Source organism: Methermicoccus shengliensis DSM 18856 (assembly GCF_000711905.1).
GTDB lineage: Archaea > Halobacteriota > Methanosarcinia > DSM-18856 > Methermicoccaceae > Methermicoccus > Methermicoccus shengliensis.
The window spans coordinates 108660-133494 of the sequence record NZ_JONQ01000007.1 but is presented as its reverse complement, the minus strand read 5'-3'; the positions used below and the strand labels follow the sequence as shown (position 1 = coordinate 133494).

The 24835-nt window shown below is 52.0% G+C and carries 27 protein-coding genes and 1 tRNA gene; 14 read left to right on the top strand and 14 right to left on the bottom strand.

From position 1 onward, the window contains the following. Nucleotides 1-27: 27 nt before the first annotated feature. Entirely contained in the window at nt 28-996 is a 969-nt protein-coding gene (locus BP07_RS01085) for a beta-ribofuranosylaminobenzene 5'-phosphate synthase (RefSeq protein WP_338045880.1), read from the top strand. Here BP07_RS01085 and ppsA read toward each other — a convergent pair. Further along, a complete protein-coding gene (ppsA, locus tag BP07_RS01080; RefSeq protein WP_042684517.1) occupies nt 983-3250 on the bottom strand; it encodes a phosphoenolpyruvate synthase in 2268 nt (755 codons plus the stop codon). The two genes, BP07_RS01085 and ppsA, sit on opposite strands and share 14 nt — an antisense overlap. 178 nt (nt 3251-3428) lie before the next feature. After that, nucleotides 3429-3845: an Lrp/AsnC family transcriptional regulator gene (locus tag BP07_RS01075; protein ID WP_042684514.1), complete on the bottom strand. Its 417-nt coding sequence runs from the start codon at nt 3843-3845 to the stop codon at nt 3429-3431. 108 nt (nt 3846-3953) lie between these two features. Between BP07_RS01075 and BP07_RS01070 the strand changes: the two genes are divergently transcribed. From BP07_RS01070 to rd, 5 genes are all read left to right on the top strand, one after another. Next, nucleotides 3954-4577, top strand: coding sequence for a peroxiredoxin (locus BP07_RS01070; protein WP_394296285.1), 624 nt, complete (start codon nt 3954-3956; stop codon nt 4575-4577). Between the two features lie 70 nt (nt 4578-4647). Further along, nucleotides 4648-4758 (top strand): desulfoferrodoxin family protein, encoded by a 111-nt coding sequence (locus tag BP07_RS09200; protein WP_084174053.1) that lies wholly within the window; start codon nt 4648-4650, stop codon nt 4756-4758. A 9-nt stretch (nt 4759-4767) separates the two neighbouring features. After that, nucleotides 4768-5337, top strand: coding sequence for a rubrerythrin (rbr, locus tag BP07_RS01065; protein ID WP_042684508.1), 570 nt, complete (start codon nt 4768-4770; stop codon nt 5335-5337). 8 nt (nt 5338-5345) lie between these two features. After that, nucleotides 5346-5852, top strand: coding sequence for a flavin reductase family protein (locus BP07_RS01060; RefSeq protein ID WP_042684506.1), 507 nt, complete (start codon nt 5346-5348; stop codon nt 5850-5852). 2 nt (nt 5853-5854) lie between these two features. Continuing rightward, a complete protein-coding gene (gene rd, locus BP07_RS01055; protein WP_042684505.1) occupies nt 5855-6016 on the top strand; it encodes a rubredoxin in 162 nt (53 codons plus the stop codon). A gap of 92 nt (nt 6017-6108) precedes the next feature. Here rd and BP07_RS01050 read toward each other — a convergent pair whose 3' ends face one another. Together BP07_RS01050 and BP07_RS08970 are read right to left on the bottom strand one after the other, a co-directional pair. After that, a complete protein-coding gene (locus tag BP07_RS01050) occupies nt 6109-8214 on the bottom strand; it encodes a heavy metal translocating P-type ATPase (RefSeq protein ID WP_042684504.1) in 2106 nt (701 codons plus the stop codon). 22 nt (nt 8215-8236) lie between these two features. After that, nucleotides 8237-8575, bottom strand: a complete 339-nt coding sequence (locus BP07_RS08970; RefSeq protein ID WP_245597011.1) for an SHOCT domain-containing protein — start codon at nt 8573-8575, stop codon at nt 8237-8239. An 808-nt stretch (nt 8576-9383) separates the two neighbouring features. Between BP07_RS08970 and BP07_RS01035 the strand changes: the two genes are divergently transcribed. The 3 genes from BP07_RS01035 to BP07_RS01025 all read left to right on the top strand — a co-directional run bounded on the left by BP07_RS01035 (nt 9384) and on the right by BP07_RS01025 (nt 12463). Then, a complete protein-coding gene (locus BP07_RS01035) occupies nt 9384-10562 on the top strand; it encodes an FprA family A-type flavoprotein (RefSeq protein WP_042684497.1) in 1179 nt (392 codons plus the stop codon). A gap of 369 nt (nt 10563-10931) precedes the next feature. After that, nucleotides 10932-11240, top strand: coding sequence for a DUF5611 family protein (locus BP07_RS01030; protein WP_042684495.1), 309 nt, complete (start codon nt 10932-10934; stop codon nt 11238-11240). After that, entirely contained in the window at nt 11237-12463 is a 1227-nt protein-coding gene (locus BP07_RS01025) for an ornithine cyclodeaminase (RefSeq protein ID WP_042684492.1), read from the top strand. Before BP07_RS01030 ends, BP07_RS01025 begins: the two co-directional genes overlap by 4 nt. Here BP07_RS01025 and BP07_RS01020 read toward each other — a convergent pair. Beyond that, entirely contained in the window at nt 12460-13326 is an 867-nt protein-coding gene (locus BP07_RS01020; protein ID WP_042684490.1) for a CBS domain-containing protein, read from the bottom strand. The two genes, BP07_RS01025 and BP07_RS01020, sit on opposite strands and share 4 nt — an antisense overlap. A gap of 321 nt (nt 13327-13647) precedes the next feature. Here BP07_RS01020 and BP07_RS01015 point away from each other — a divergent pair. Continuing rightward, nucleotides 13648-13722, top strand: a tRNA-Arg gene (locus BP07_RS01015). 56 nt (nt 13723-13778) lie between these two features. Here BP07_RS01015 and nrdD read toward each other — a convergent pair. The 3 genes from nrdD to BP07_RS01000 form a co-directional block, all read right to left on the bottom strand. Continuing rightward, on the bottom strand, nt 13779-15956 hold the full coding sequence (gene nrdD, locus BP07_RS01010; RefSeq protein ID WP_052353067.1) for an anaerobic ribonucleoside-triphosphate reductase: 2178 nt from the start codon (nt 15954-15956) through the stop codon (nt 13779-13781). A 154-nt stretch (nt 15957-16110) separates the two neighbouring features. Continuing rightward, a complete protein-coding gene (gene hxlB, locus BP07_RS01005; protein ID WP_245597010.1) occupies nt 16111-16746 on the bottom strand; it encodes a 6-phospho-3-hexuloisomerase in 636 nt (211 codons plus the stop codon). Nucleotides 16747-16751: 5 nt separating this feature from the next. Beyond that, nucleotides 16752-17216, bottom strand: coding sequence for a hypothetical protein (locus BP07_RS01000; RefSeq protein WP_157203017.1), 465 nt, complete (start codon nt 17214-17216; stop codon nt 16752-16754). 159 nt (nt 17217-17375) lie between these two features. Here BP07_RS01000 and BP07_RS00995 point away from each other — a divergent pair, with 159 nt between their 5' ends. Genes BP07_RS00995 through BP07_RS00980 form a run of 4 tightly spaced genes read left to right on the top strand, consistent with a single transcriptional unit; the run spans nt 17376 to nt 19603 of the window. Beyond that, the gene (locus BP07_RS00995) at nt 17376-17855 is read left to right on the top strand and encodes a 30S ribosomal protein S13 (RefSeq protein WP_042684485.1); all 480 of its coding nucleotides are present in this window, start codon (nt 17376-17378) and stop codon (nt 17853-17855) included. 6 nt (nt 17856-17861) lie between these two features. Further along, complete coding sequence (locus tag BP07_RS00990) at nt 17862-18398, top strand: 30S ribosomal protein S4 (protein WP_042684957.1); 537 nt, start codon at nt 17862-17864, stop codon at nt 18396-18398. Between the two features lie 11 nt (nt 18399-18409). Then, nucleotides 18410-18802 (top strand): 30S ribosomal protein S11, encoded by a 393-nt coding sequence (locus tag BP07_RS00985; RefSeq protein ID WP_042684481.1) that lies wholly within the window; start codon nt 18410-18412, stop codon nt 18800-18802. Between the two features lie 9 nt (nt 18803-18811). Beyond that, nucleotides 18812-19603, top strand: a complete 792-nt coding sequence (locus tag BP07_RS00980) for a DNA-directed RNA polymerase subunit D (RefSeq protein ID WP_042684954.1) — start codon at nt 18812-18814, stop codon at nt 19601-19603. On the opposite strand, the gene BP07_RS00975 is transcribed toward BP07_RS00980, so the two are convergent. The 6 genes from BP07_RS00975 to BP07_RS00950 are packed head-to-tail and all read right to left on the bottom strand — an operon-like array spanning nt 19596 to nt 24624. Continuing rightward, complete coding sequence (locus BP07_RS00975) at nt 19596-20894, bottom strand: Mur ligase family protein (RefSeq protein WP_042684478.1); 1299 nt, start codon at nt 20892-20894, stop codon at nt 19596-19598. The genes BP07_RS00980 and BP07_RS00975 overlap by 8 nt on opposite strands. Further along, nucleotides 20894-21307, bottom strand: coding sequence for a sirohydrochlorin nickelochelatase (gene cfbA / locus BP07_RS00970; RefSeq protein WP_052353065.1), 414 nt, complete (start codon nt 21305-21307; stop codon nt 20894-20896). Before cfbA ends, BP07_RS00975 begins: the two co-directional genes overlap by 1 nt. Nucleotides 21308-21354: 47 nt before the next feature. Then, entirely contained in the window at nt 21355-22530 is a 1176-nt protein-coding gene (locus tag BP07_RS00965) for a nucleotidyltransferase family protein (RefSeq protein WP_042684476.1), read from the bottom strand. Continuing rightward, nucleotides 22527-23327, bottom strand: a complete 801-nt coding sequence (locus BP07_RS00960; RefSeq protein ID WP_042684472.1) for a bifunctional fructose-bisphosphatase/inositol-phosphate phosphatase — start codon at nt 23325-23327, stop codon at nt 22527-22529. Before BP07_RS00960 ends, BP07_RS00965 begins: the two co-directional genes overlap by 4 nt. Beyond that, nucleotides 23327-23776 (bottom strand): LbetaH domain-containing protein, encoded by a 450-nt coding sequence (locus BP07_RS00955; protein WP_052353063.1) that lies wholly within the window; start codon nt 23774-23776, stop codon nt 23327-23329. The genes BP07_RS00960 and BP07_RS00955 overlap by 1 nt, the downstream gene beginning before the upstream one ends. Next, complete coding sequence (locus BP07_RS00950; RefSeq protein ID WP_042684469.1) at nt 23773-24624, bottom strand: class II fructose-1,6-bisphosphate aldolase; 852 nt, start codon at nt 24622-24624, stop codon at nt 23773-23775. Before BP07_RS00950 ends, BP07_RS00955 begins: the two co-directional genes overlap by 4 nt. Nucleotides 24625-24835 lie beyond the last annotated feature (211 nt).

Genomic DNA, 24835 nt, shown 5'->3' with positions numbered 1-24835 from the left:
ATATTAAAAGGTAGCGAGTGAGTATGGATGATGATTACCGTTCGCTCGTGCTCGAGGGTGCATCTGAGCCTGCTCGACCTCAATGGCTCGCTTGGCAGGGTGGATGGGGGCGTGGGCATTGCCCTGCAGGAGCCCTATATCGAGGTGGTGGCAGAGCCCTCGGAAGGGCTCGACATATGCATCGCCGTCGAGATGGATGACACAGAGAGGGCTGTTTTTGAAAACAGGATGAGGCTTGTGGCACAGTCCGTTGGGCTGGGAAATGCAACGCTCACGCTGACCTCTGCTTATCCCCAGCACGTAGGGCTTGGATGCGGCACCCAGCTTGCGCTGTGCACAGCCGCTGCCCTGTGCACGCTGCATGGCACATGCCCCCCTGCACGAAGAATTGCACAGATGGTGGGGAGGGGGGGCACGTCGGGGATAGGGGTTGCCGCCTTCGAGCACGGGGGCTTCATCGTGGATGCTGGGCATCTGCTCTCCCAGAAGGGGGCGTTTGCTCCCTCTGCCGCAAGTCGAGCACCCCCTCCGCCCATACTCGCCAGATATGACTTCCCAGACTGGGACATCGTGCTCGCGATTCCGAATCTTAAGGGTGCCTCGGATGCGAAGGAGGTAGACATCTTTGCAAAGTACTGCCCCATCGATGAGCTGGAGGTTGCGAGGGCATGCAGGCTCGTGCTCATGAAGATGATGCCCGCAGTGCTCGAAGATGACTTAGTGGCATTTGGCGAGGCGCTGAACATGCTGCAGGGTGTGGGCTTCAAGCGCATCGAGGTGGGCCTTCAGGCGGAGCGCGTGAGAGAGATTATGGATGTCATGCTGGACAGTGGCGCAGCTGGTGCTGGAATGAGCTCTTTTGGACCCACAATAGTGGGAGTGTGCGAGCATGGTAAAAGGGTGAAGAGAGGGGTGGAGCGCGCCCTCTCCGAGGATGGAGGGAGGGTGGTGCTCACCCGAGCAAAAAACAGTGGGGCGAGCATCACCGAGAGTTAGCTTGCTTTTCTCGAAGGGCGTCCAGCATGAGCTGCCTCTCAGCCCGCATCACCGCCCTCCTCACTGCATCCACGGCATCGATGTTGGCAGAGATGCTGGTGATGCCCAACTCCACCAGCTTTCTCGCCATCTTCGGGTTCGAGCCTGCCTGACCACATATGGATGTCTGCACCCCGGCCCTTCTGCACCTTTGAATCACGTGCTCTATCAGATGGAGCACGGCCGGGTGCATCTCGTTGTACAGCTCACTGACGTGCTCGTTGTTCCTGTCCACTGCGAGGGTGTACTGTGTGAGGTCGTTGGTGCCAAAGGATATGAAGTCTATTCCCTCCTCAATGAACTGGTCTATCGTGAGGGCGGCTGCAGGCACCTCCACCATGATTCCCACGTCCACCTTCTCGAGGTCTATGCCAGCCTCCCTCATGAGCTGCTTGGCAGCCCTGAGCTCATTCACGTGCTGCACGAGGGGCAGCATGATGCCGATGTTGGTATATCCCATCTCCACGAGCCTTCTGAATGCCTCGAGTTCCAGCATGAAGTGCTCTCTGTCGGTTAGGTCCCTGCGTATGCCCCTCCATCCGAGCATGGGGTTTGGCTCTATGGGTTCTCCCTCGCCCCCTTTCATGCTTCGAAACTCGTCTGTGGGGGCATCGAGCGTCCTTACCCACACTGGCCTTGGATAGAATGCCTTTGCCACGACCTCGATGTTCCTCACAAGCTCGTTGATGTACTCCTCCTGCTTCCCCTCCTTGATGTACAAGCTCGGGTGCTGGTTTAGCCCGAGAATCATGTGCTCTATCCTGAGAAGCCCAACTCCGTCTGGGTTGGTGGCGAGTGCCCGCTCGGTGGCTTCCACCATCGAGAGATTCACCTTCACCTCAGTTGCCGTGATGGGCACATAGGTGGAGAGGGCAGGTGCCGGGATGGTTTCCTTTTTCTCCTCCTCTTCCAGCCTGCCAAGATACACCAGCCCCTTCTCGCCATCGATGCTCACGAGCATGCCGTCCTCGAGAACAGTGGTGGCACGCTTGGTGCCCACCACTGCCGGACATCCAAGCTCCCGGCTCACAATGGCAGCATGGCACGTGAGCCCCCCCTCGTCCGTTATTATGCCCGCAGCCCTCTTCATGGCTGGCACCATGTCTGGGGTGGTCATAGTGGCAACCATGATGTCTCCATCGTGCACCTTGTTCAGCTCCGAGACGTCATGCACCACCTTCACCAGCCCGGAGGCTATGCCCGGGGATGCGCCTATGCCCTCGAGCACCAGCTTTACTTCCTCCTCACGCTTTATGGTGGTGATGGGCCTTGACTGCAGGATGTATATCTTGCCCTTCTCGATGCCCCACTCCACGTCCTGTGGAACGCCATAGTGGTCCTCTATGAGCCTTGCGAGGCTCGCCAGCCTGAGTATCTCGTCATCGGTTAGCACCTGAGCGTCCCTCTTGTCTGGCGGAACCTCCACTTCTACCGTGGAGCCATCCTCTCCCCTCACAATCATGATGTTTTTGGTGGACACCGTCCTGCTCACTATCTCTTCATTGAATGGGTCCACCACGTACATATCTGGGGACACGGCACCAGAGACCACGGACTCACCAAGGCCCCACGCCCCCTCTATGATTACCTTTGGCTCGCCAGTGGTGGGATGAGAGGTGAACATCACTCCCGCCTTCTCGGCATCCACCATCTTCTGCACGATTACCGATATGTCCACCTTGGAGTGGTCAAAGCCCTGCTTTGCCCTGTAGAATATCGCCCTTGCGCCGTAGAGTGATGCCCAGCATCGCTTTACAGCATCCAGCACCTGTCGTGCTCCCCTTATGTTGAGATACGTCTCCTGCTGACCTGCAAAGCTGGCATCTGGCAGGTCTTCTGCCGTGGCGCTCGAGCGCACAGCCACGAACACCTCCTCACCTTCTCGCCTGCACAGCTCCTCGTAGTAGCTAATGATGTCCTTTTTGATTTCCTCTGGCATATCGGTCTCGAGCACCAGCTTTTTTGCCCTCGCCTCTGCCTGCTTGAGCTGCTCATCGTCGTCCACGTTCACCTCCAGCACTCTGAACAGCTCATCTGCGATGCCCGTTTCTGTAATGAACCTCCTAAATGCATGCGCAGTGACTGCAAACCCTCCGGGCACTGGCAGCTCTGCAGATATCATCTCTCCCAGGCTCGCACCCTTTCCCCCCACCATCGATATGCTCTGGCTGTTTACCTCATCAAGCCACACCACATTCTTTATTTCACGTGCCATCCCGACCCCTCGCAAGATGTGCTGGGACTACATACCCTGCGCCCTACTTATGCTTTTTCTTCGGCTTATATAGGAGTGCTCTGGCCTCCCGATGAGCACGTCTGGATGCACCTATGAATCTCTCCCCAAGCCCATGATAGAGGACAGTCTCAACTCCGACCCGCCCATGGCAAACGGTTCACTTAATCGTTTCCAAAACGATGGCTGGGCAGATTCTCTTGACACCCTCCATCCTCGATATCTCTGTGTGAAGCTCAGAGAGTTCATCCAGTGAGTGTGCAACTATCTCGGTCATTATCGTGTGGTCCCCTGATGTGAGCATTATCGTCTTTACCTCATCCATCCCCCTCAGGGCATTGATAATGTTCCACAGGTGTTCAGGTCCGACGTCGATGCCAGTTATGGAGGCGAACATGTTTGCTCTCTTGTAGTTCACCATCACCCTGTACCCGAGTATCACACCCTCCCTCTCAAGGTTTGTTATTCTCTTCCTGACAGCAGTCTCGCTCACACCAAGGCTCTCGGCTATCTTTGTTTTTGGCACTCTTGCGTTCTCCATGAGTCTCGACAGTATCTTCCGGTCCTTTGAGTCCATTGGCACAAACTATGCCCACCTCTATAAAGTCCTTTTAGTTCGATTTTCGAAAGAAAATCTTATAAATTTTTGTAAAGAATGTTTTTTGGTGATAGCATGGAGGGACAAATTCCCCTGATAGGAGAGAGCTTTCCACACATAGAGGTGCAGACAACCCATGGTATGGTGAGGCTTCCCGGGGACTACAAGGGAAAGTGGTTCGTGCTCTTCAGCCATCCCGCAGATTTCACCCCGGTCTGCACAACCGAGTTCGTAGCCTTTCAGAGAAGATACGAGGAGTTCAGAAAGCTTGATTGTGAGCTCATAGGTCTTAGCATCGATCAGGTGTTCTCACATATCAAGTGGATAGAGTGGATAAGAGAGAACCTCAAAGTTGAGATAGAGTTCCCGATAATTGCGGACAACACTGGCAGTGTGTCCAACATGCTCGGTCTCATTCATCCGGACAAGGGCACAAACACCGTGAGGGCAGTGTTCATCGTTGACCCCGATGGCGTGTTAAGGGCAATTCTATACTATCCTCAGGAGCTTGGAAGGAACATAGACGAGATAGTGAGGATGGTAGAGGCTCTGAAGGTGTCGGACGAAGAAGGGGTTGCGATTCCGGCAAACTGGCCCAACAACGAGCTCATAGGGGACAGTGTGATAATACACCCGGCAACGAGCGTTGAAGAGGCTAAGAAGAGGATTGAGGAGTACAAGCACTACGACTGGTGGTTCTGTTACAAGTAATTCTCTTTCGACAAATAATTACAGGGAGTGTGAGGGTGTGGAGTTTAAAGTTGGCAGCGTTCCGCATCCAATGGAGGATAGATTGAAACCGGGAGATAAGCCAGAAGCTGAGTTTGAAGTGAAAGGTAAAGTGGTTGCAAGAGCATATTGTAACGTGCACGGTTTGTGGATTGAGGAGTGAGGTGATAGTATGGAAACTTTAAAAAATTTGGTTAAAGCCTTTATTGGGGAAAGTCAGGCAAGAAACAGATATACTTTCTATGCCAAAATAGCCAGAGACGAGGGGTATGAGCAAATTGCGGAGATATTCAGAATTACCGCTGACAATGAAAAAGAGCATGCTGAGACTCTTTTCAAACTAATTCAGGAGAGAAAGGGGGATGTAAAAGAGATTAGCGTTGAAGCTGCAGCTCCTTTAACCTTTGGAAGTACAGCTGAAAACCTGAAGGCAGCAATAGAAGGGGAGCATTACGAAAATACTGAGATGTACCCAAGTTTTGCTGAAATTGCAGAAAAGGAGGGGTTTGTTGAGATAGCAAAAAGATTGAGGGCTATAGCAGAGGCAGAAAAACACCATGAGGAAAGATACAGAAAATTGCTTAAAGAAGTCGAAGCTGGAACTGTTTTTAAGAAAGACAAAGAGGTTTACTGGGTTTGCATGGAGTGCGGATATGTGCACTATGGAAAAGAGCCTCCGGAAGAATGTCCCTCATGCAAGCATCCGAGGGGTTACTTCATGGTAAAGTGTGAGGAGTATTAGGTGGACATATGAATCCCAAGGCGTTATACAAAATAAGCTACGGACTCTATGTAGTTGCATCTGTGAAAGATGGAAAGTACAACGGACAGATAGCAAACACCGTTTTTCAGGTAGCATCAAAGCCCATCTTAATTGCAGCAAGCTTGAATAAGGAGAACTTAACGCACAATTATGTAAAGCACAGCGGAGTTTTTACAGTTTCAGTTTTGGCTAAGGACACGCCAATGGAATTCATAGGAAGATTTGGCTTTAAGTCTGGTAAGAACTTTGATAAATTTAAAGGAATAAACTACAAAATTGGTAAAACAGGAGCACCAGTTGTTTTAGACAACGCAGTGGCTTACATTGAGGCTAAGGTTGTAAACAGGTTGGATGCAAGTACTCACACACTGTTTATCGGAGAAGTTGTGGATGCTGAACTGCTGGAAGATAGAGAAGTCATGACGTACGAACACTACCATTTTGTAAAAGGTGGTAAGAGTCCAAAAACTGCAACCGTTTATCTGGAGGAGTAAAAATGGCGAAATATCAGTGCACTGTTTGCGGATACGTGTATGATGAGGATGAAGGCGATCCAGACAACGGTATTCCTGCTGGCACAAAGTGGGAAGATTTGCCAGAAGACTGGGTTTGTCCTGTTTGTGGAGCAAGTAAGGAGGAGTTTGGGAGGATAGAGTGATTTGAATTTTTTTAATTTTATTATTTGAAATTAAATGTAATGAGACTAAACCAATAATCTTGTTCAGTTATTTCATGATGAAACGTCAGGAATTAGTAGCCCAAATCTACAATCAACATCTTTGCATTCATTGCAACTATTACTGTGCTTAAACTCATTAGCAATGCCCCAATTGCTGGAGTAAGTAAAACTCCATATCCATAAAGAACACCTGCTGATAGAGGAATCGCAAAGGAGTTATAACCTGTAGCCCACAGTAAATTCTGGAACATCTTTGAGTAGGTTTTCTTAGAGAGTTGAATTACAGACACGACATCTCTTGGGTCATTCCTGACTAAAATGATATCGGCAGTTTCTATTGCTACATCAGTTCCTGCTCCTATGGCTATACCAACATCTGCCTGTGCTAAAGCTGGAGCATCGTTTATGCCATCGCCAACCATTGCAACTGTTAAACCCCTCTCCTGTATGCTTTTAATAACCTCGGCTTTCTCATGAGGCAGAACTTCTGCAAAGAATTCGTCCAAGCCAATTTCTTCAGCAACCCATTTTGCAACGAATTTGTTATCTCCCGTGAGCATCATACACTTTATACCCATTTTTTTAAGACTTTCAATTGCCTCTTTCGATTCCTTTCTGATAATATCTGCCAAAGCTATAGCCCCAACAGGCTTTTCATCTTCAAGCAGAAATACAACGGTCTTTCCTTGCTGTTCAACCTTCTCCACTCTTTCATCCTTCAACTCTATCTTATTTTCCCTCAAATAGCTGGGACTTGCAACCTTGAATTTCTTACCATTTATCATTCCTTCAACGCCCTTTCCCGGAATGGCTTTGAAGTGTTCTACTTCCTCAAGGCTTAAATTCCTCTCCTTGGCACTTCTCACAACCCCTTCAGCTATAGGATGTTCAGATTTAGCCTCAAGCGATGCAGCTACCCTTAAAATTTCATCTTTGCCAATCGAATTGAGAGGTATTATATCTGTTACTCCAAATTTACCCTCTGTAAGTGTTCCAGTTTTATCAAAAACGATAGCCTGCAAATCCTTAGCCTTTTCAAAAGCCTGCCTATCTCTTATAAGTAATCCAGATTTTGCTGCTAATGATGTTGAGACTGCGACAACTAATGGAACTGCCAAACCCAAAGCATGGGGACAGGTTATAACCATAACCGTTACAGCTCTTTCAATTGCAAAAACAAAATCCATTCCAAAAGCTAGCCAGGCTATCAAGGTTACACTTCCAACGGTTAAAGCTATAATTGTAAGAAAGAAAGCTGCTCTGTCAGCCAAATCCTGAGTTCTCGATTTGCTCTCCTGAGCTTGTCTGACAAGCTCTATAACCTGATTAAGATATGTGTCTTTTCCAGTCCGTTTTACCTCAACAACAATCGAACCTTCCCCATTGATAGCTCCACCTATAACTTCGTCCCCTACTTTCTTTGTAACAGGCTTGGATTCTCCTGTTAGCATAGCCTCATTTACTGTCGTTTCTCCTTCAACAACTACACCATCAACAGGTATTTTTTCACCTGGTTTAACAAGGACTCTATCTCCAATTTTCAGACTTTCAACCTTTACATCCACAACTTCCCCGTTTTTTATAAGATGAGCTTCAGAAGGCATTATTTTTACAAGCTCCTCCAAAGCCCTTGAAGCCCCAAGAACCGATCTCATCTCAATCCAATGACCGAGAAGCATGATGTCGATAAGGGTTGCAAGCTCCCAGAAAAAGAATTTGCCTTTGAGACCAAAAACGACTGCAGAGCTGTAAACGTAAGCAATGGTTATGGCTACAGCAATCAAAGTCATCATTCCCGGAGTTCTCTTTTTTAACTCGTCAAAAACTCCTTTGAGAAATGGATATCCACCATAGAAGTAAACAAAAGAAGATAGAAGGAACAGGGTATAGATTGAGCCAGTAAATTCAAATTTAAAACCAAGAAAGTTCTGAATTGCTGGAGATAAGATTAGAATTGGAAAGGTCAGAATTAAACAAACTATGAATCTCCTCTTGAAGTCCTGCCTCATGTGTTCGTGGTGGGATGCATGCTTAATCTCGTGGTTTTCATGCTCACGTTTCATTTTCTCCATTTCGTGCATTTCATGTTCTTCATGCTTGGTTTCAGTTTTCATTTTGTGCTCCATATCTTCTTGAGTCTCTTCTTTTTCAGCTTCATGCATGTGCATGTCATGCATTGTTATCCCTCCAGCTCTTCCTTCATAGATACTCTTCCCTTGTAATTTCCCCCTTAGCGTACCTTTCCTTTAAAACCTCAAGTGCTCTGCTTTTTTCTGTTTTAGCTGGTGTAGGTTCTCTTATTACAATGTAAAGTAAAAGAAATATTATCCCAATCATTGGAAGAATTACGAGAATGAACCACAGAGCACCATTTAACTTTCCGTTGCTGCTAAGTCCCCTTGCGAAAGCGAGGGGATACAGCAGGGGAGGCGGGAGGGGGAGGCTGGAGGTAAGTTTTATGTAGTTCCCGATGAACATATTATTGCCACCGCAAGGTGGCCCAGGGCTGGGACGGCCCGAAGTTACGCCTGTGGACATTGGCACCTCTGCCCGAAAGGCTGAGAGAGCCGTCGGGTAAGTGCTGGTGGATGAAGCAGGAAACTCCGTCCGTTAGGGCGGAGTAGTTCACTCCCCTTTTATTAGCATCTTGATAAACCAGAAATCCAATTATAAGAAAAACTAACCACCAGAATAGCATTCCAAAGCCAAAAAAGGGATATCCATACCAGTTCATCATATGCCAATATCCATCCATGTATTAAATTATTAAGGATTATTTAAAAGTTGCTGGCCAATTCGTAATGATGAAAAAGTAAGTATAGCATACAACGCAAATAATTTCTAAATAATCTGCCAAAATTCAATTGATTAAAGCCATTCAGGAGGGGGATTAATTACTTATAAGAGTAGCAGAAGCTTGCTTGGAGCTTAATTAAGAAAATTTAAATGATTCCAAAACTAAACTAAGATATGCACCTAATTTCAATTTCCGGAGAGAATCTAATTTTGTTTGGATTGCTGAGAGGTTTATTCGCAGCCAGTTGTATTAACTTCTTATCTACATAAAGAATTATGATGTGAATTTTGCTTTATGGATTTACGTTATAGGTGGCTACTTTAAAAGCCATAGTTAAATATTTTTTACAAACTTAAAAAATAAAAATAGAAAATTATGAAGAAAATAGATATAAAGTGTTATGCTGTGTTCAAAGGAGGTTAACAAGAGAGAACTTTAAAGAGTTTTGAAGAGGTTCAGCCCACAAGAAAACAGAAATTAAAACAATCCTGAGTTTGACAAAAATTTTTAATAAAATGATTGATTAATTAACTAATTGGGGATGCAAAAATGGCTTTAAAATCTCTGAAAATTAAAGAAAACATATACTGGGTTGGGGCTATAGACTGGGAAGAGAGAGATTTTCACAACTTTGAAATTGTCAGAGGAGCCACATACAACGCTTATCTTATAATAGACGACAAAATAACTTTAGTTGATACCGTCAAACACAAGTTCTTTCACGAAATGGTGGAAAGAATAAGGGAAATAATCGATCCATCTCAAATTGACTACATTGTTTCAAATCACGTTGAAACTGACCATTCTGGAAGCTTGGCAGACATTAAAAGAATTGCCAAGGATGCCGTTGTTGTTTGCACTTCTAGAGGCAAAAGTGGTTTATGCAAGCACTTTGATTGCAAGGACTGGGAATTTAAGGTTGTTAAGACTGGAGATGAGTTAAAAATCGGTAAAAGAACTTTGACATTCATAGAGACCCCAATGCTCCACTGGCCCGATAACATGGTAACTTACGTTAAAGGAGATAAGCTATTGCTTTCAAACGATGCCTTCGGACAGCACATAGCAAGTGTTGAGAGATACGATGAAGAGCTTGGTGTGGAAGAAGCAATCAAGTGGGCCAAAATTTACTATGCAAATATCCTAATGCCTTTCGGCGAGCTTGTTAAGAAAAAGCTTAAGGAAATTGAGGGAGTCCAAATTGGAATGATAGCCCCAAGTCATGGAGTTATCTGGAAAAATCCAGGCAGAATAATCGAGGCTTACAAGAAGTGGGCTGATTTTGAAGCTGAAGACAAGCTGGTTGTAGTTTACGATACGATGTACAATAGTACAGCAAGGATTGCAAGGGCCATAGCAGAGGGAGCAAGTAAAGGTGTTAAAGTTAGGCTTTTCCATGTAAGAAGAGATGCCTGGAGCGAAATAATGACTGAAATTCTGGATGCTAAGGCAATTGCTATCGGAGCGCCGACAATGCACAACACCGTCTTCCCACCCGTTGCAGGCTTTTTAGCCTACATGAGGAGTTTAAAGCCTAAAAACAAGATTGGTGTTGCTTTCGGCTCTTACGGATGGGGAGGGGGAGCGGTTAAGGAAATAAACAGGATTTTTGAAGAGTTAAAATTCGATGTTATGGAACCATTGCAGATCAAATATAGACCGACAGAAGATGAATTAAGGAAAGCTTTTGAGCTTGGTGTAGAGATAGCTGAAAAGATAAAATCTTAATCTTAATTTTATGATACTCAGCATATGTGGAAGTCCAAGAAAAAAAGCAACTGAATACTTTTTGAGGGTAGCATTGGATATGCTCGAACAAAGAGATTGCTAATCCTGTGGGTGTTTCGCCCTCGGGGTTCAAATCTATTTGTAGCTCCATGGATGGAGTTTTAGCCCTGCCCTTAAAATTTCCACGTGTCGTTGGGACTAAAAAACGGAATGAATAGGCGAGCTGGGGAAGATACGCGAAAAGTATAACTGGGAGAGCATCTCAGGGGATGCTCTGGATGTACATCGAAAGGTGCTCTCTGGGGAGGATGCACAGGAGCCTCCAAGCATTTATGGCAGGCGTGAGGATCACTGCATGGAGGAGCGAGCATGAGGTATAAGTTCAAAAGGGGACACTCACCCGACATCACAAGAGTCGCAAGATGTCTTGAGGAGTGCTTTCCATGCGAGGTTCAAATGATAAAAGAAAAGTGCATCCTGAGCTATGGTGCCATCGAGCGGATGGAGGTATGGCTGGATGGCAAAGCCCTATGCGTAGAGACAACTTCTAACAAAAACGCATCAGATGAGCAGGTGCTGGACACCAACAGAAGGTTCAGGCAGTTTCTCACCAAGGCTACAGGCTACACGACCAAGGAGAGAATAAAGCAGGCAAAAAAGGAGGTGGAAGGAGCTTGAACACACCATCACCGTCCACAGATATAGAGCTCAAAGGGCATCTGATAGACTCCCTCATCCTGCCAAAGGTGCTCTCCACCATAATGGACATGGATGGAGACTTCGACATCATCGAGTTCAGGGTGGGAAGGCGCAAGTCAGACATCAGCTATGCCAAGCTCAGGGTGTATGCGAGCACAGAGGAGCAACTGCTCGCCCTCGTGAGGGAGCTGCACAGCCTTGGGGCGACCGCTCCAGAGGTGGAGGAGGTGGTGCTAAAACAGGCACCCGCAGACAGGGTGGCGCCGAGGGGCTTTTACTCGACCACCAACCATCCCACGCAGGTGAGGGTGAATGGAGAATGGGTGGACGTGGAGGACATCAGCATGGACAGGGTGGTGGTGGTGCACGATGGCAGGGCAATGTGCGTGCCGCTGTGTGATGTTAAGAAGGGTGACATGGTGGTTGTGGGGGAGCAGGGAGTGAGGGTGATTCCACCCGAAAGACCAAGACATAGGTCGATTTTTGGTTTTATGGGGGGAGCGGTATCCTCGGAGAGGCCCACCACAACCCTCATCCGCCAGATTGCAGAGGAGATAGTGGATGTCAAGAGGAGTGGGGGCAGGATTGCCGTGGTGGGCGGTCCTGCCATAGTACACACTGGAGCCGCCCCCCAGCTCGCATGGCTCATAAGAAATGGGTACGTGGATGCACTTCTCGCAGGAAACGCCCTTGCAGTGCACGATATCGAGTGCGCACTGTATGGTACATCACTCGGCATGGATATAAAGACCTCTGCCCCACTTAGCCATGGGCACCGCAATCATCTCTATGCCATCAATGAGGTGATGGCATATGGCTCCATCAGGGCTGCCGTGGAGGGCGGGCTCATCACGAGGGGCATAATGTACGAGTGCATCAAGAACGATGTTCCCTATGTGCTTGCGGGCTCCATCAGGGATGATGGTCCGCTGCCAGATGTGATAACGGACAGCGTGGAGGCCAAGAGGGCAACTGAGGCGCTGGTGGAGCAGTGCGACATGGTGCTCATGCTCGCAACGATGCTGCACTCCATAGCGGTGGGCAACGTGCTGCCCTCGTATGTGAAAACGGTGTGTGTGGATGTGAACCCCTCCACCGTGACCAAGCTCATGGACAGGGGCACGGCGCAGGCCATAGGGCTCGTGAGCGATGTCGGTGTATTCTTGCCAATGCTCGTAAAATTCCTCGAACAGCTGGACTAATACCCGAGTGAGGAAATCAGTCGCCTGCAATCGAGCAGCCCAAGGCACTTGCCCTCTTGCTCGACGAGCACCGCACCCTCACGCTCACTGGTGAGCACATCGAGCACATCCAGCATGGGCGTGGTGGCATCTGCCCAGATGGGCTCTCGCATCACCTCGCTCACTGGGCTGTCTGCTCCATTGTTGGCAAGAGCACGCGCGATATCCAGCAGCTCCACTACGCCCACCACTTTCCCATCTCTCTCCACCATGGCGGCATGCTCACACCTCTCGGCCATCAGCGCTGCCGCATCCCTGAGGGGGGTATCTGCTCCAATCTTGAACTCGGAGAGGGGACACTCCGAGAGCGTGCCCTTTGGAAGCGTTGTTATCCTGTCTATATCAAACAGGAGCAAGCTTCTCACATCGTCCCTGTCTATCACCCTTCCCCTCAGAATGAGCCCGTTCACTGGGGTGGGGCCAATCTCTATCGTGTCTCCTTCCTCAAAGAGCTTGATGTTTCCAAGCATTCGCGCAGTGCCATGGCATTCGTGGGGGTGGTGCACGGTGGTAAAGCTGATTTCGAGTACAGTAGCCCCCTCGACGGGCTCTCCGTCTCTTTTTATGGGCACCACCGCCTCCTTTTCCACATCCTGAATTGAAAGCTCATCGTAGGCGAGTGTGGTGGGCTTATAGCCACCCTTTGGCCCGGGCACACCCTCGACGAGTCTCAGGGCCTTCAGAGACTGCATCTGGTTCCTAACGGTTCCTGGGTTACGGCCTATAAGCCTGGCTATCTCCTCTCCTTTGATGCATCCCCTCTTCTGATGATGGAGGGCTATGAGGGCGTTTAGGACCTCGAGCTGTATCGGTGTAAGCTCCATAGCACTCAGTTAGGAGTTTTCTTTAATGATATATAGGTATATGGGGTGGTTGGGATGATTGGGATGATTGGGATGCTTAGGACGGTGTAGTCATGAGGGTTGGAGTTATTGGATGTCGTCCTGTATTAACTTGGTAACCGGATGGCTCAACGAAGTGCTGTTTGGGCACACACGGCACACACCCTTCTCATAACCGTTGGTGACCTCTCCCCCGGTGACCTCTCCCCCAGTTGTGAGTGCCATAAAGTCTAAATATGGTTAAGGTATCTGATGTTGTGCGGGCCCTCCTAAAATCGATAGTGGGTGAGCCCGTAGATGATTGGGCGCGTGGCCTAGCCAGGATAGGGCGGCAGCCTCCTAAGCTGTAGTTCGGGGGTTCAAGTCCCTCCGCGCCCGCTCTTTGCATGAGAAGTATTGGGTGAGCTGATTACTTTGTAATCAACAGTAAGCAGCTATGCAAAAATGGCTCTCTCTTCACTCTGTGACATCGTGGCCTCACTTTTGGGCTCTTCATCGTTCCTCAGGCAGATGGTCATGTCCTTGGTGAATGCAAAGTAGCCAGTCTGAGTGTTTTTGGCGAGCTTCATCGCGAACTCTTTTAGCCCCCGAGGAGAGGGCATGTGCTCTCCAAGAAAGATGTGCATGATGTTACCCCCATCCACGATGGGGAAGAACACGTGCTCCAGCCTTATACGCTCGGCCAGCGGCACATCGGCATCGTATGCCACGTGGGTGCCATTGGTATAGTACACTGGAAGGTTCCTCGTCTCCCACAGGTGGGCAAGGGCATACTTCACATCTCCCTTTACCACTCTCAGGGCATGCTCTCTGTACTGCTCGTTGAGCAAGTCGCTCACGGCAAACCTCTGCACGGTTGTCTCTGCGGGCGTTCTGGCAAGGGCGACCTCCATTCCGTGCTCTTTTGATAGCTCCCTTGCATAGAACTCCATCTCGGTCATCGCCCGCACTGCCAGCCTGAACGCATCCTTGGATTCGTGAAGCTGGTAGCCCGTGTGATGCTGCACCATCTCGTTGATGCCCACGACCCCGATGGTGTACACGAGCCCATCGATATCAACTGCCATCGTACCTCTCCTTCCGGTGTTTGGGTCAATGGGTCGCTGAGTGGCAAATGGCATCCTTCCCTTTCGGACGATTTCCTCTATCCAGACCTTCTTTATGTGAAAAACGTCCATTGCCCTGTCCATCATACTCCTTAGATGGGAAAACAGGGCATCGTCATCACCATTGGCACGATATGCAGCCCTCGGGCAGTTCACGCTGACCACCTGCATCGCACCCATCGAGAAGTGCTTTCCATCCCGGAAGTAGAGCTTGTCCTCAAACTCGTCGTCGTTGTCTGCGTTTCTCGAAAACTGGTAGGCACAGCACTGATAGCACGATACTCCTTCCCCAGCACCTCGATACGGGGGAAGCTGGTTGTCGAAGTACGGCGTGCCAAACTTCACGGCAAGCTCGAATGCCTTCGTGTACAGCTCATCATAGGTGGGAAGGTCGGGGTGTGCGGCGTTGAACTCCTCGTCCTCGTGCATGAAGTCGGGTTCTATAGATATCTCTGGCTTTGGGAAGTTGAACGGCTTGCCCATCGCATCGCCCTCGAGCATTACGTTCATGAGGGCTAAAAAGCCAAGCCTGACCTCTCTTTCGAACTCTCCATAGGTACGAAGGGGTGCGTGCACACCATCGTGCACCTTTCCCTGGTAGACGACTGGCTTATCCCTCCACAGCTTGGGCACGCCAGGAGAGAGCTGCACGGAGGAGAACACCATCTGTCCTCCTCGAGCGACCATCATCTGGGTCATCTCGTACACGAACATCTGCATGAGCTGCTCTATCTCTTCATAGGAGAGCCCCTCGAGGTAGGGGGCGAGGAACGTGAGGAAGTTGTAGAAGCCCTGCCCACCCGCAAAGTTGGTCTGGGCACTGCCCAGTGCCTTTACGGCGTGTAAGATAGCCACCTCTGGCTTCCTGGCTGGTCCAGCCACTGACGCCTTCTTACCAGAACCATCTGGCATCAGTCCATAGTAGAAGAAGTACCTCAGGTCCCAGTCCTGACAGAAGGGGCGGGTGCCGAAGTACTCCAGGTCGTGGATGTGGATATCCCCGCTCAGATGGCTATCCGAGATGTGATGGGGAAGACACAGCAGGTACTGCTCCTTGGATATCTTGTCGGCCTTCTTTTTGTGGGAGGTCTCGGCGTTTTCCTGCAGGTTGGCGTTCTCTCTTGCCTCAAACCCATTGCCCACGTCGATCATGTGGGCATCATACACTGGCATGCCCACCCGAGTGAGCACATTTCTGTACTCTGGATAGCCCATCTCCAGAAGAACGGTGTTCACCACCTCTCTCACGAGTGGGCCCGAGAGAAAGCGCGGGTTCATCCACACAATCCTCTTTTCGGCCTCTCTCGCCACCTTCCTTGCCAGGTGCTCATCCATGGGTGGCGTGCCATAGAAGTACTCGCTGAGCTTTGATTCCCTGAGAAGCCCCTGGACAATCTTCTCTCTGTCCCACTCCAGCATGTAGCCGTCGGTCGTTCTGACCTTGGGGAGCTGGGGAACATGCTCCCCCCACAGTGTGGTCTGGACAGTCTTTTTCGAGTCTCTCATTGTCAGCTCATGCCCCCTCAACCTGCCGTAAACACTACTTTGGGCTCTAAAAGCTTTCCCATTCACAGAATTTAATATAAATATCTCTATAAAAAAAGAACAACCCCAATATGGGTCGAGTATCTAAAAAAGTTGAGAGTCAGAATGACATGCTCTACTCCAGCGTGGAATGGCGGGCCCTCAGCTCCTCCTCGCTCGTTCCCGTGCGCGCTATGAGCTCTGCGATGATGGCATCTGCAAGCACAAGTGTGCTGATCTCAAACAGAGTGCCAAGGGGCGTGAGCCGTCTGTACGTGCCCATCATGTGCTGCTCGAGGTAGTCCTTTTCTTTGTTCTCTGGCGTCTGTCTGTATAGCCCTCCGCTCACTGGGATTACTATATCTGAAATACTCCCCAGCGTGGAGGCAGGGTTGGAGGTGAATGTGGCCACTTTGGCACCGAGCTGCTTCGCAATCTTGCCGAGGTTTGCGATTGAGCTCGTCTCACCAGAGCCCGATATGGCAATCACGAGGTCTCCCCTCTTCACCGCTGGCGTGGTGGTCTCCCCCACCACGTACACCCTCAACCCGAGGTGCATGAGTCTCATGGCAAACGCCCTTGCCACAAGCCCCGAGCGTCCAGCGCCCATGAGAAAGATGGCATCGGCACGGAGCAGCTCGTCGATCAGGTGGCTTATGGCATCCTTGTCCAGCTTTTCTGCCATCTGGATGAGATGGTCGGCCACGAGATGCATTAGCATTGTGATGTGCTCGAAATTCTTCTTGGAATGTGTGAGTTTGTCCGCATTCACATTACTCACCCCCTGCCCTTCCTGTATATTACATTTTTGTATTCCCAGCCCCCTAAGCCATCCAGCTCATCGAGCAGCATTCTCATCGAGGGTTCGCCCGCACTCCAGTACAGCGTCTTGGTGGTGCTTGAGTTTTGCAGCTCCCTTTCTATGAGCTCTGCAAAGCTCCTTACTGCATGGACGTCAGAGAAGGGAATGTTGAACATTGCCCTGTAGCATCCCTTTACCCTCGCGTACGAGACCAGCACATAGCCCATTGCCTCGTACTTGGCTATTTCCTCATACGGGCACGTGAATGCCACCTCATAGACGGCAGTGGGGTTTGCCCTTGCTATTGCATACAGCACCCTCAGGATTCTCTCCACCGATATGCCTCTCCCAAACCAGAGCACGATTTTTCCGGGTGTGCATGTGATTGTGAGCTCTCTTGCAACCATCTCAAATTGCTCGATGATACCCTCCGTCTGCATGCGAGTGCCCCACCCCACATGGGTGCCCTTTTTCCACCACATCAGCATTCGCTATCCTTATATAAGAGGTATGTGCATGCTGGGGCGAGCACCCGAGCAATCGGGGGCGCCGACAGAAAGTCGGGGCTGCGATGGGGAATTCCCCATGGAGGAAGCTCTATGAGTAACGATGCAGAGGCACACGAGGATGAGTTCAAGCATCTCGTGAGGATTGCCAACACTGACCTTGATGGTAATAAGAAGGTGGCAATGGCACTCACAGGTGTGAGGGGCATAGGTAGAAGGGTCGCCAAGGTGCTCGCCCAGAAGGCGGGAGTGAATATGGATGCGAGGCTCGGCACCCTTTCAGATGAGGAAATAGAGAGGTTGAGGCAGCTCGTGGAGGGCGCACTCACGTCCAGCATTCCCACATGGATGCTCAACCGCAGAAAGGACCTGCTCACGGGCGAGGACAGGCATGTGTTTGGCTCTGATCTGGCCATGCAGCACATGGAGGACATAACCTTCCTGAAGAAGATTAGGTGCTACAGGGGTATCAGGCACGAACGTGGGCACAAGGTGAGGGGCCAGAGGACGCGCTCCACTGGCAGAACGGGCGCCACGGTGGGTGTTGTGAGAAAGAAGCTGGGTGGCAGGTGATTGTGCATGGGATACCCGGGAAAGAGTAGGAAACTCTACGAGGGGCCCAGAACCCCGTGGGACGCCAGGAGGCTGGCAGAGGAGGCAGAGCTCATCAAGGCGTACGGCCTTCGAAACAAGCGTGAGGTGTGGAAGGCTCAGAGCTTGCTTAGGCGGTTCAGGCGTCGCGCAAGGAACATCATGGCATTGGAGGCCCTTGCTGGAGAGAGCGCCTACACTAAGAGGGAGACTGATGCCCTGCTCAGCATGCTCAAGCGCTATGGCATGATAGGTGAGGAGGCCAACCTCAACGACGTGCTCAGGATGAGTGTGGAAAACATCCTCGAGCGCAGGCTTCAGACGCAGGTGTTCAGACAGGGACTTGCCCACACCATCAAGCAGGCGAGACAGTTCGTGGTGCATGGGCACATCGCCATAAATGGCAGGAGAGTCACCGTTCCCAGCTATCTCGTCCCCCTCTCTGAGGAGATGAGCATCTCGTACTACGCCAACTCACCCCTATCAGACACTTCCCATCCAGAAAGGCCAGTGAAGGCGAGTTGAGGTGATGTATCATGGCAGATAATGAGAAATGGGCTATTGCTCACATATATGCATCGTTCAACAATGTGCTCATAACAGTGACAGACCTCACGGGGGCCGAGACAATAGCCAAGTCCTCTGGTGGCATGGTGGTCAAGACCGCAAGGGATGAGGGCTCGCCCTACACTGCCATGCAGATGGCAAGCGGGCTTGCAGAGCAGCTCAAGGACAAGGGCATCACAGGGCTCCACGTGTATGTCAGGGCTCCGGGTGGCAACAGGCTGAAGAGCCCTGGACCTGGTGCACAGGCTGCCATCAGGGCATTTGCGAGGGCGGGCATCAGGATAGGCAGGATAGAGGATGTTACACCCATCCCCCACGACGGTACCAAGCCCCCTGGCGGCAAACGAGGAAGGCGTGTGTGAGTGGCAGCCATGGAAGTAGAAATCATATCCACATCAGAGGACAGAGTGGAGTTCGTGCTCTCTGGGGTATCCTCTGCGTTTGCCAACGCCCTTCGAAGGGCTGCCCTCTCGGAGATACCCAAGATAGCCATCGACGAGCTCAATGTGTATAACAACACGTCAGTGCTGTTCGATGAGCAGCTTGCCCTCAGGCTCGCCCTCGTGCCCCTGAAGGGTGACCCCTCCTCCCTTGTGCCGAGGGAGGAGTGTGGGTGTGAGGAGGGATGCCCCCGCTGTCAGGTGGTGCTCACGCTGATGGCCGAGGGACCGTGCACCGTGCACGCCTCTGACCTGGTGTCCACTGACCCCTCCGTGGTGCCCGCAGAGCCCAATATACCCATAGTGGAGCTGTTCGAGGGCCAGGTGGTCGCCGTGGAGGCGATAGCAAGGGTGGGCACGGGAAGGCAGCATGCCAAATGGCAGGTGGGGGTGGCGTGCGGCTACAAGAACATGCCCAAGGTGGAGTTCTCCGAGGCATGTGATGGGTGTGGCGAGTGTGTCGATGCGTGCCCCAAGCACATAATCGCCATGGAGGAAGGAAAGCCCATCATCACGGACATAATTAAGTGTACGATGTGCAGGCTGTGTGAGCAGGCATGCGAGGTAGGTGCCATCAAGGTGGGCGAAATCGAGGATGTGTTCGTGATGAAGATGGAGTCTGACCGCTCATATACGGCACATGAGATGGTGTGTGAGGCAGCCCGCACGATAGCGCGGAGGGCAACGAGCATGGCTGAGCAGCTTGGCGAACTCATTACCTGAAGCACTTGATGCACAGCAGCACGACGCCCGAGGGCGCAGCAGAGAGAGCACACCTCAGGGCAACCTCGTAGCTCTCGTTGCCCTTGAGATGTATCACTTTACCCACCCTTTCGGATGCCCACGAGAGAACGCTCTCCAGTTCGGGGCCATCAAGCCCCTCGCATACCGTTCTGCTGCCCCCCACCACGAGCACATCCACCCTCCCAAACCGCTGTATTGCCAGCTCGATGGCTCTGGCGATGTCTTCTGCCCTTAGCCCAGAGCCAGAGCAGTCCACTATCCTCGCATCCCCGATGCAGTAAACGCTCATCCTCCCCTCGACGTCGAGCTGGAGCCTTGGGAGGTAGTGCTCAATCGTGGTGGGAGAAAGGCCACACAGCACCCCGCCCACAGCCGCACGAGCAAGCGCCCTCGTGTACATGGTGCCATCGAGCATGCTCTCCAATCTTTCCTTTGCTCCATCGAGATACACGGTGGCGACCTCGCCCCCCCTGCCCCCGCTGCCCCCGCTGCCCCCGCTGCCACCGCTGCCATCCAGAAGCCTGACCCTTAGTCCATCGTGGAGGTACTTCAGGGTACAGCGGGCCTGTGGCACGTCCTCATCGGGCACTGCCATCACAAAGCCCTCTGGGGGATGCGAGAGCACCATCGTCTTGGCATGAGTGGAGGTCAGCGTTCCCCCTGCTATGGAGTACTCCCCCTCCAACGTGGTGAGCAGACCCCTTCTCAGCCCGCACACCCCTAGGGACACCTCGAGCACCACGTGCTCTGCTCTCGTCTGCTCAGCCTTTTTGAGCACATCGAGCACTGAGGCAGGGGTAATGCTGAGTCTTTTCCAGTGCTGTGTGCGCACACCCCGCTCGAGCACATCGACGCCCATTGTGGTGTGGCACACCACTTTGCCCTCGCAGCTCAGCAGCCTTGCGAGCAGCACAGAGGTGGTGGTTTTTCCCCTCGTGCCCGTAATCTCGATGCATCGCTCGCACACCTCAGGAAAGCACTCCAATGCGAGCCTTCTTACCATCTCGTGGTGAGTAACCCTGTGGATACCCCTCCTCTCTGCCTCTCTGAGGATGGGAATGGGGGGAAGGTGCACTGGTGCCACCACGAGGGTGCATTCATCTGGCATCCGCTCCAACACGGGGATACCATTGTCCTCGAGCTCCCCTCGCTCGTGGTCGCTCAGTGTGTGGTACACATCGATACCCACGACCCTCTCACCCATGGAAGAGAGCCATCTTGCGAGGACATCCCCTCCATGGGTGAGGTCGAGCACTGCGATGCAGCCCATCACTCACCAAGAGCCTCGAGGGCTCTCTCGTACACCAGCCGTGCGATGGCCTCCGCAGGTCCGAGTGGGTCGGCGTAGTATATCCTCAGCTGAACGCCCCCACACTCGTAAGTGCACTCTCTTTTGCCGTCCTCGAGCCCGAGCCTTGCAGGGATGTCCTTGAGAGTATGCACGCCATGCGCCAAGAACAGCGGAACCACTGCCACCTCGGACACGCCGCTCTTGGCGAGCTCCTCGAGCCCATCCTCTATCGTGGGCTCACACAGCTCCATGAAAGCAGGCACTACCATGATATCGTCCCTCATCTGCCTGAGCATCGAGCACACACTCTCAACAACCTCTCTGTTGTATGGCAGCTTGCTGCCATGGCCCAATACGAGCACACCTCTCTTCATGATAAACTCTCCATGCATTGATATGACACTCAGTATTAAAAAGTTACCAGAGGAGTAGCACAGGCTCACGAGCCATTGGTGGACACCTCATAGTTTTCGTTATACAGGTCGGCACTTACCACCCTTCCCCTACTGACAAGGAGATCTGGCCATATTCTGACATTGGAGTGCACCACCACATCGTCCTCGAGCACCACCCTTGGACCTATCACCGAGCCCGTCTCGAGGCTGCACGCCCTCCCAACGCTGGTGCAGCAGTCTATGATGGAGCCGAACACATTCGTCCTCTCGCCCAAGCTGACCTCGTCGTAGATGTATGAGGAGAGCACCTTGGCACCATCGCCCACTGTGCACCCAGAGCCTATGGTGGTGTATGGCCCTATGAGCACACCCTCACCTATGGTGGTGTCTGGGCCTATCACCACGGGACCCACGATGGATGTGTGGGAGCCGATGCTCACATTGCTGCCTATCACCAGCTTTCCAGAAAGACGTGCACCCTCGGTACGCAGTCCTCCCTCTATCACCGTCTCACTCAACCCCTCGAGCATCCATCTCGATGCCTCGCGGTAGGCCTCTGGGCTTCCCACATCGGTCCAGTGCCCACTCACGAGATAACCCTTCATGTGCCCCTCTTCTATGAGCATGGGAAACAGGTCGTATGCAAAGTCGAACTTTCTGCCCTCTGGAATCATATCCAAAAGCTCGGGGTCACAGGCGTATATTCCAGTGCTCGCGAGGTTGGAGAATATCTCCCCCACCTGGGGCTTTTCCTTGAACCTCGTGATGGTGCTGTCTATGGTCATGTCCACTATTCCAAACTGTCTTGGGTCATCGCTGCACACCAGACCCACGGTGAGCAGTGCATCATGAGAAGTGTGGAAGCGGTAGAGCTGTCGCAGGTTGAGATCCATCACGTGGTCTCCCCCCACCACGAGGAAGCTCTCACCCTCGAGCAGCTCCTGTGCGTTCTTCACGCTGCCAGCCGTTCCCAGCTTTTCCCTCTCATACACGTACTCGATGTGCACCCCAAACAGGCTGCCATTGCCCAGCACCTCCTCGATGTGCCTTCCCATGTACCCGAGTGTGATAACGATATCTGTGAATCCCTTGTCTGAGAGAAACTCCACGAGCCTTGCGATGGAGGGCTTGTTGAGCAGGGGAATCGCTGGCTTGGGCCGCTCAAACGTGAGGGGCCTGAGCCTCGTGCCCGCTCCTCCACACATGATGCACGCCTTCACACACCCACCTCGGCTATTCTCTTCATGAGCTGCCCGTGAAGGGGAGCACATGCGGACACGATTCTGAGCCTCGTGCCCACATTTACATCGCCCGCGAGCTGACGAGCACGCTCGTCCGTAATCATCCCTCCAGCCTCGCGCACGAGAAGGGCACCAGCAGCCACATCGGTCATCCTGAGCTTGCCCCTGAGGTCGACGAACCCATCTATGGCACCAGATGCCACGTGGCACAGCTCGAGAGAGGCACATCCAGCCATCCTTATCCCCTTGCACGTTCTTGCAAGTGTGCACATCACCCGTGGGCTCTGCGCAAAGCCATACAGGCCCAGAGTGCTCTCTGATAGCTCTGAAGTATGGGACACGTGAAGCCTTTTTTTGCCAAGATATGCCCCCCTCCCAGCTGCTGCATGGTACTCCCTCCCACACGATAGCTCATACACATACCCGAACCACACCTGTGAGAGGTCTCTTTGTGTGAGTGCCATCGATACGGTGTACGATGGCAGACCCCTTATGGCATTGGTGGTGCCATCTATGGGGTCGAGAACGAGCGTGATATCAGAGCCTCCGAGAGAGATTTCACCACACTCCTCGCTGACCACCCTCATGGGATGTCCACTCTCGCTTATCACCTCGAGAGCTGTACGCTCTGCCACGTCATCAATGCGTTTTGTGGGTGTGCCATCTGCACCCATGTACATCTCTGTGCCAGCATCCTTTGTACTCAGGCTGTCTATGGCCTCTCTAATTCTGTGAGCTATGTCCCTGCACAGCTCGAGTGCCTCGTGCACCTCCATCACATCACCTCGGGAACTGCCACGAGCTTTTTGGCATCTATGTGGGGGATTTGTGATTTCCCCACCATCTCCACCACGCCACTGGTGCACACACTCCTCGTCACTACCCCTGGCCTTATGGTGATGTCCCCTCCACACTGGATGCCCCTTGCCACCTCACAACCGTCCAGCAACAAGAGGCCGTCCTCCACCACCAGCTCACCCCTGATGGTGCACCTCGCACCAATCACCGCCGATTTTGCCCTTGCCATGCCCCCTACGGTGCACCCTCTGGCAAGCATTAGCTCGCCCTTCACCACCACGTCCCTCCACATGTGCACATTTGGGGCGGTGAGCAGGTTGCCCCTTATCAGGAGATTGCCCTCCACATATCCCTCACGCACAATATATGTGTTGGTTGGAGGGTGGTACACAATGGTGGCCGTGGACACCCCATCTCTTTTCATCATGCCCTGTCCTTTGAGCCAAAGATTCTAATCTTGTGCCTCACCACCTCGCGCATCGCATCCCTCGCAGGACCCACGAACTTTCGCGGGTCGTACACATCGGTCTCACACACCACCTTTCTCACGGCATCTCGAAATGCAAGCCTGAGCTCGGTGTCGATGTTGATTTTGCTTATGCCATGCTTTGTTGCCCTCGTGATGTCGTGGTCGGGGATTCCAGAGGCGCCGTGCAGCACCAGTGGCACCTCCACCACTCCGTGAATCTCCTCGAGCCGCTCAAAATCCAGCTTGGGCTCGCCCTTGTATATTCCATGGGCGTTTCCTATCGAGACGGCGAGCGAGTCGCACCCAGTCTCCTCAACGAAATTTCTTGCCTCCTCTGGGTCTGTGAAGAATGCCTCCCGCTCGGTTACCGATATCTCATCCTCCACTCCCACCAGCCTGCCAAGCTCTGCCTCCACGGGCACACCGCATGCGTGGGCGCTCTCCACCACTCTTCTGGTGAGGGCCACGTTCTGGTCGTATGGATACTTGGAGCCGTCTATCATCACAGAGGTGAACCCTCCGCGGATGCACCTCATGGCCCATTCAAAGTCTGGTCCATGGTCGAGGTGAAGGCTTATGGGGATGTCCACGCTCTGGGCTGCCACCCTGGCCATGCTCACAAGATAGTCCATGCCCGCATACTTTATTGCTCCTGTGGAGGCTGCGAGAATCACTGGTGAGTTCTCCTCCACCGCAGCACTCACGATGGCCTGCAGAATCTCCATGTTGTTGATGTTGAATGCCCCAACGGCATAACCTTCCTCGTACGCCTTGTCCATGAGCTCCTTGTTGCTAACGAGCACCATCTGAAAGACCCCCGTGCACTACAATAGGAATGCCACAATTATAAACTTCACCCTGTATGTGCTCGGGGTTGAGACGACGGGGTTGAGACGAGCTACTGCGACATCGTGGTGGTGTTGATTACTCCGCAATCAACAGTTGCTTACGAGGTCAGAAGTCGCTCTTGCACTCTCAGACGACAGGAGGTCCAAGTAAGGGAGGTAGAGCCGTGGG

Coding starts and splice junctions, on each gene's coding strand:
- ppsA (WP_042684517.1), bottom strand. CDS start 3,250: ATGGCACGTGAAATAAAGAATGTGGTGTGGCTTGATGAGGTAAACAGC.
- BP07_RS09200 (WP_084174053.1), top strand. CDS start 4,648: ATGGAGGATAGATTGAAACCGGGAGATAAGCCAGAAGCTGAGTTTGAA.
- BP07_RS01035 (WP_042684497.1), top strand. CDS start 9,384: ATGGCTTTAAAATCTCTGAAAATTAAAGAAAACATATACTGGGTTGGG.
- BP07_RS00950 (WP_042684469.1), bottom strand. CDS start 24,624: ATGGTGCTCGTTAGCAACAAGGAGCTCATGGACAAGGCGTACGAGGAA.
- BP07_RS00990 (WP_042684957.1), top strand. CDS start 17,862: ATGGGATACCCGGGAAAGAGTAGGAAACTCTACGAGGGGCCCAGAACC.
- cfbA (WP_052353065.1), bottom strand. CDS start 21,307: ATGCATGGAGAGTTTATCATGAAGAGAGGTGTGCTCGTATTGGGCCAT.
- BP07_RS01060 (WP_042684506.1), top strand. CDS start 5,346: ATGAATCCCAAGGCGTTATACAAAATAAGCTACGGACTCTATGTAGTT.
- BP07_RS01030 (WP_042684495.1), top strand. CDS start 10,932: ATGAGGTATAAGTTCAAAAGGGGACACTCACCCGACATCACAAGAGTC.
- BP07_RS01085 (WP_338045880.1), top strand. CDS start 28: ATGATGATTACCGTTCGCTCGTGCTCGAGGGTGCATCTGAGCCTGCTC.
- BP07_RS01050 (WP_042684504.1), bottom strand. CDS start 8,214: ATGCATGACATGCACATGCATGAAGCTGAAAAAGAAGAGACTCAAGAA.
- BP07_RS00955 (WP_052353063.1), bottom strand. CDS start 23,776: ATGATGAAAAGAGATGGGGTGTCCACGGCCACCATTGTGTACCACCCT.
- BP07_RS00980 (WP_042684954.1), top strand. CDS start 18,812: ATGGAAGTAGAAATCATATCCACATCAGAGGACAGAGTGGAGTTCGTG.
- rbr (WP_042684508.1), top strand. CDS start 4,768: ATGGAAACTTTAAAAAATTTGGTTAAAGCCTTTATTGGGGAAAGTCAG.
- rd (WP_042684505.1), top strand. CDS start 5,855: ATGGCGAAATATCAGTGCACTGTTTGCGGATACGTGTATGATGAGGAT.
- BP07_RS00995 (WP_042684485.1), top strand. CDS start 17,376: ATGAGTAACGATGCAGAGGCACACGAGGATGAGTTCAAGCATCTCGTG.
- BP07_RS00960 (WP_042684472.1), bottom strand. CDS start 23,327: ATGGAGGTGCACGAGGCACTCGAGCTGTGCAGGGACATAGCTCACAGA.
- BP07_RS01020 (WP_042684490.1), bottom strand. CDS start 13,326: ATGGAGCTTACACCGATACAGCTCGAGGTCCTAAACGCCCTCATAGCC.
- BP07_RS01000 (WP_157203017.1), bottom strand. CDS start 17,216: ATGCAGACGGAGGGTATCATCGAGCAATTTGAGATGGTTGCAAGAGAG.
- BP07_RS00985 (WP_042684481.1), top strand. CDS start 18,410: ATGGCAGATAATGAGAAATGGGCTATTGCTCACATATATGCATCGTTC.
- BP07_RS08970 (WP_245597011.1), bottom strand. CDS start 8,575: ATGTCCACAGGCGTAACTTCGGGCCGTCCCAGCCCTGGGCCACCTTGC.
- BP07_RS00975 (WP_042684478.1), bottom strand. CDS start 20,894: ATGGGCTGCATCGCAGTGCTCGACCTCACCCATGGAGGGGATGTCCTC.
- BP07_RS01075 (WP_042684514.1), bottom strand. CDS start 3,845: ATGGACTCAAAGGACCGGAAGATACTGTCGAGACTCATGGAGAACGCA.
- nrdD (WP_052353067.1), bottom strand. CDS start 15,956: ATGAGAGACTCGAAAAAGACTGTCCAGACCACACTGTGGGGGGAGCAT.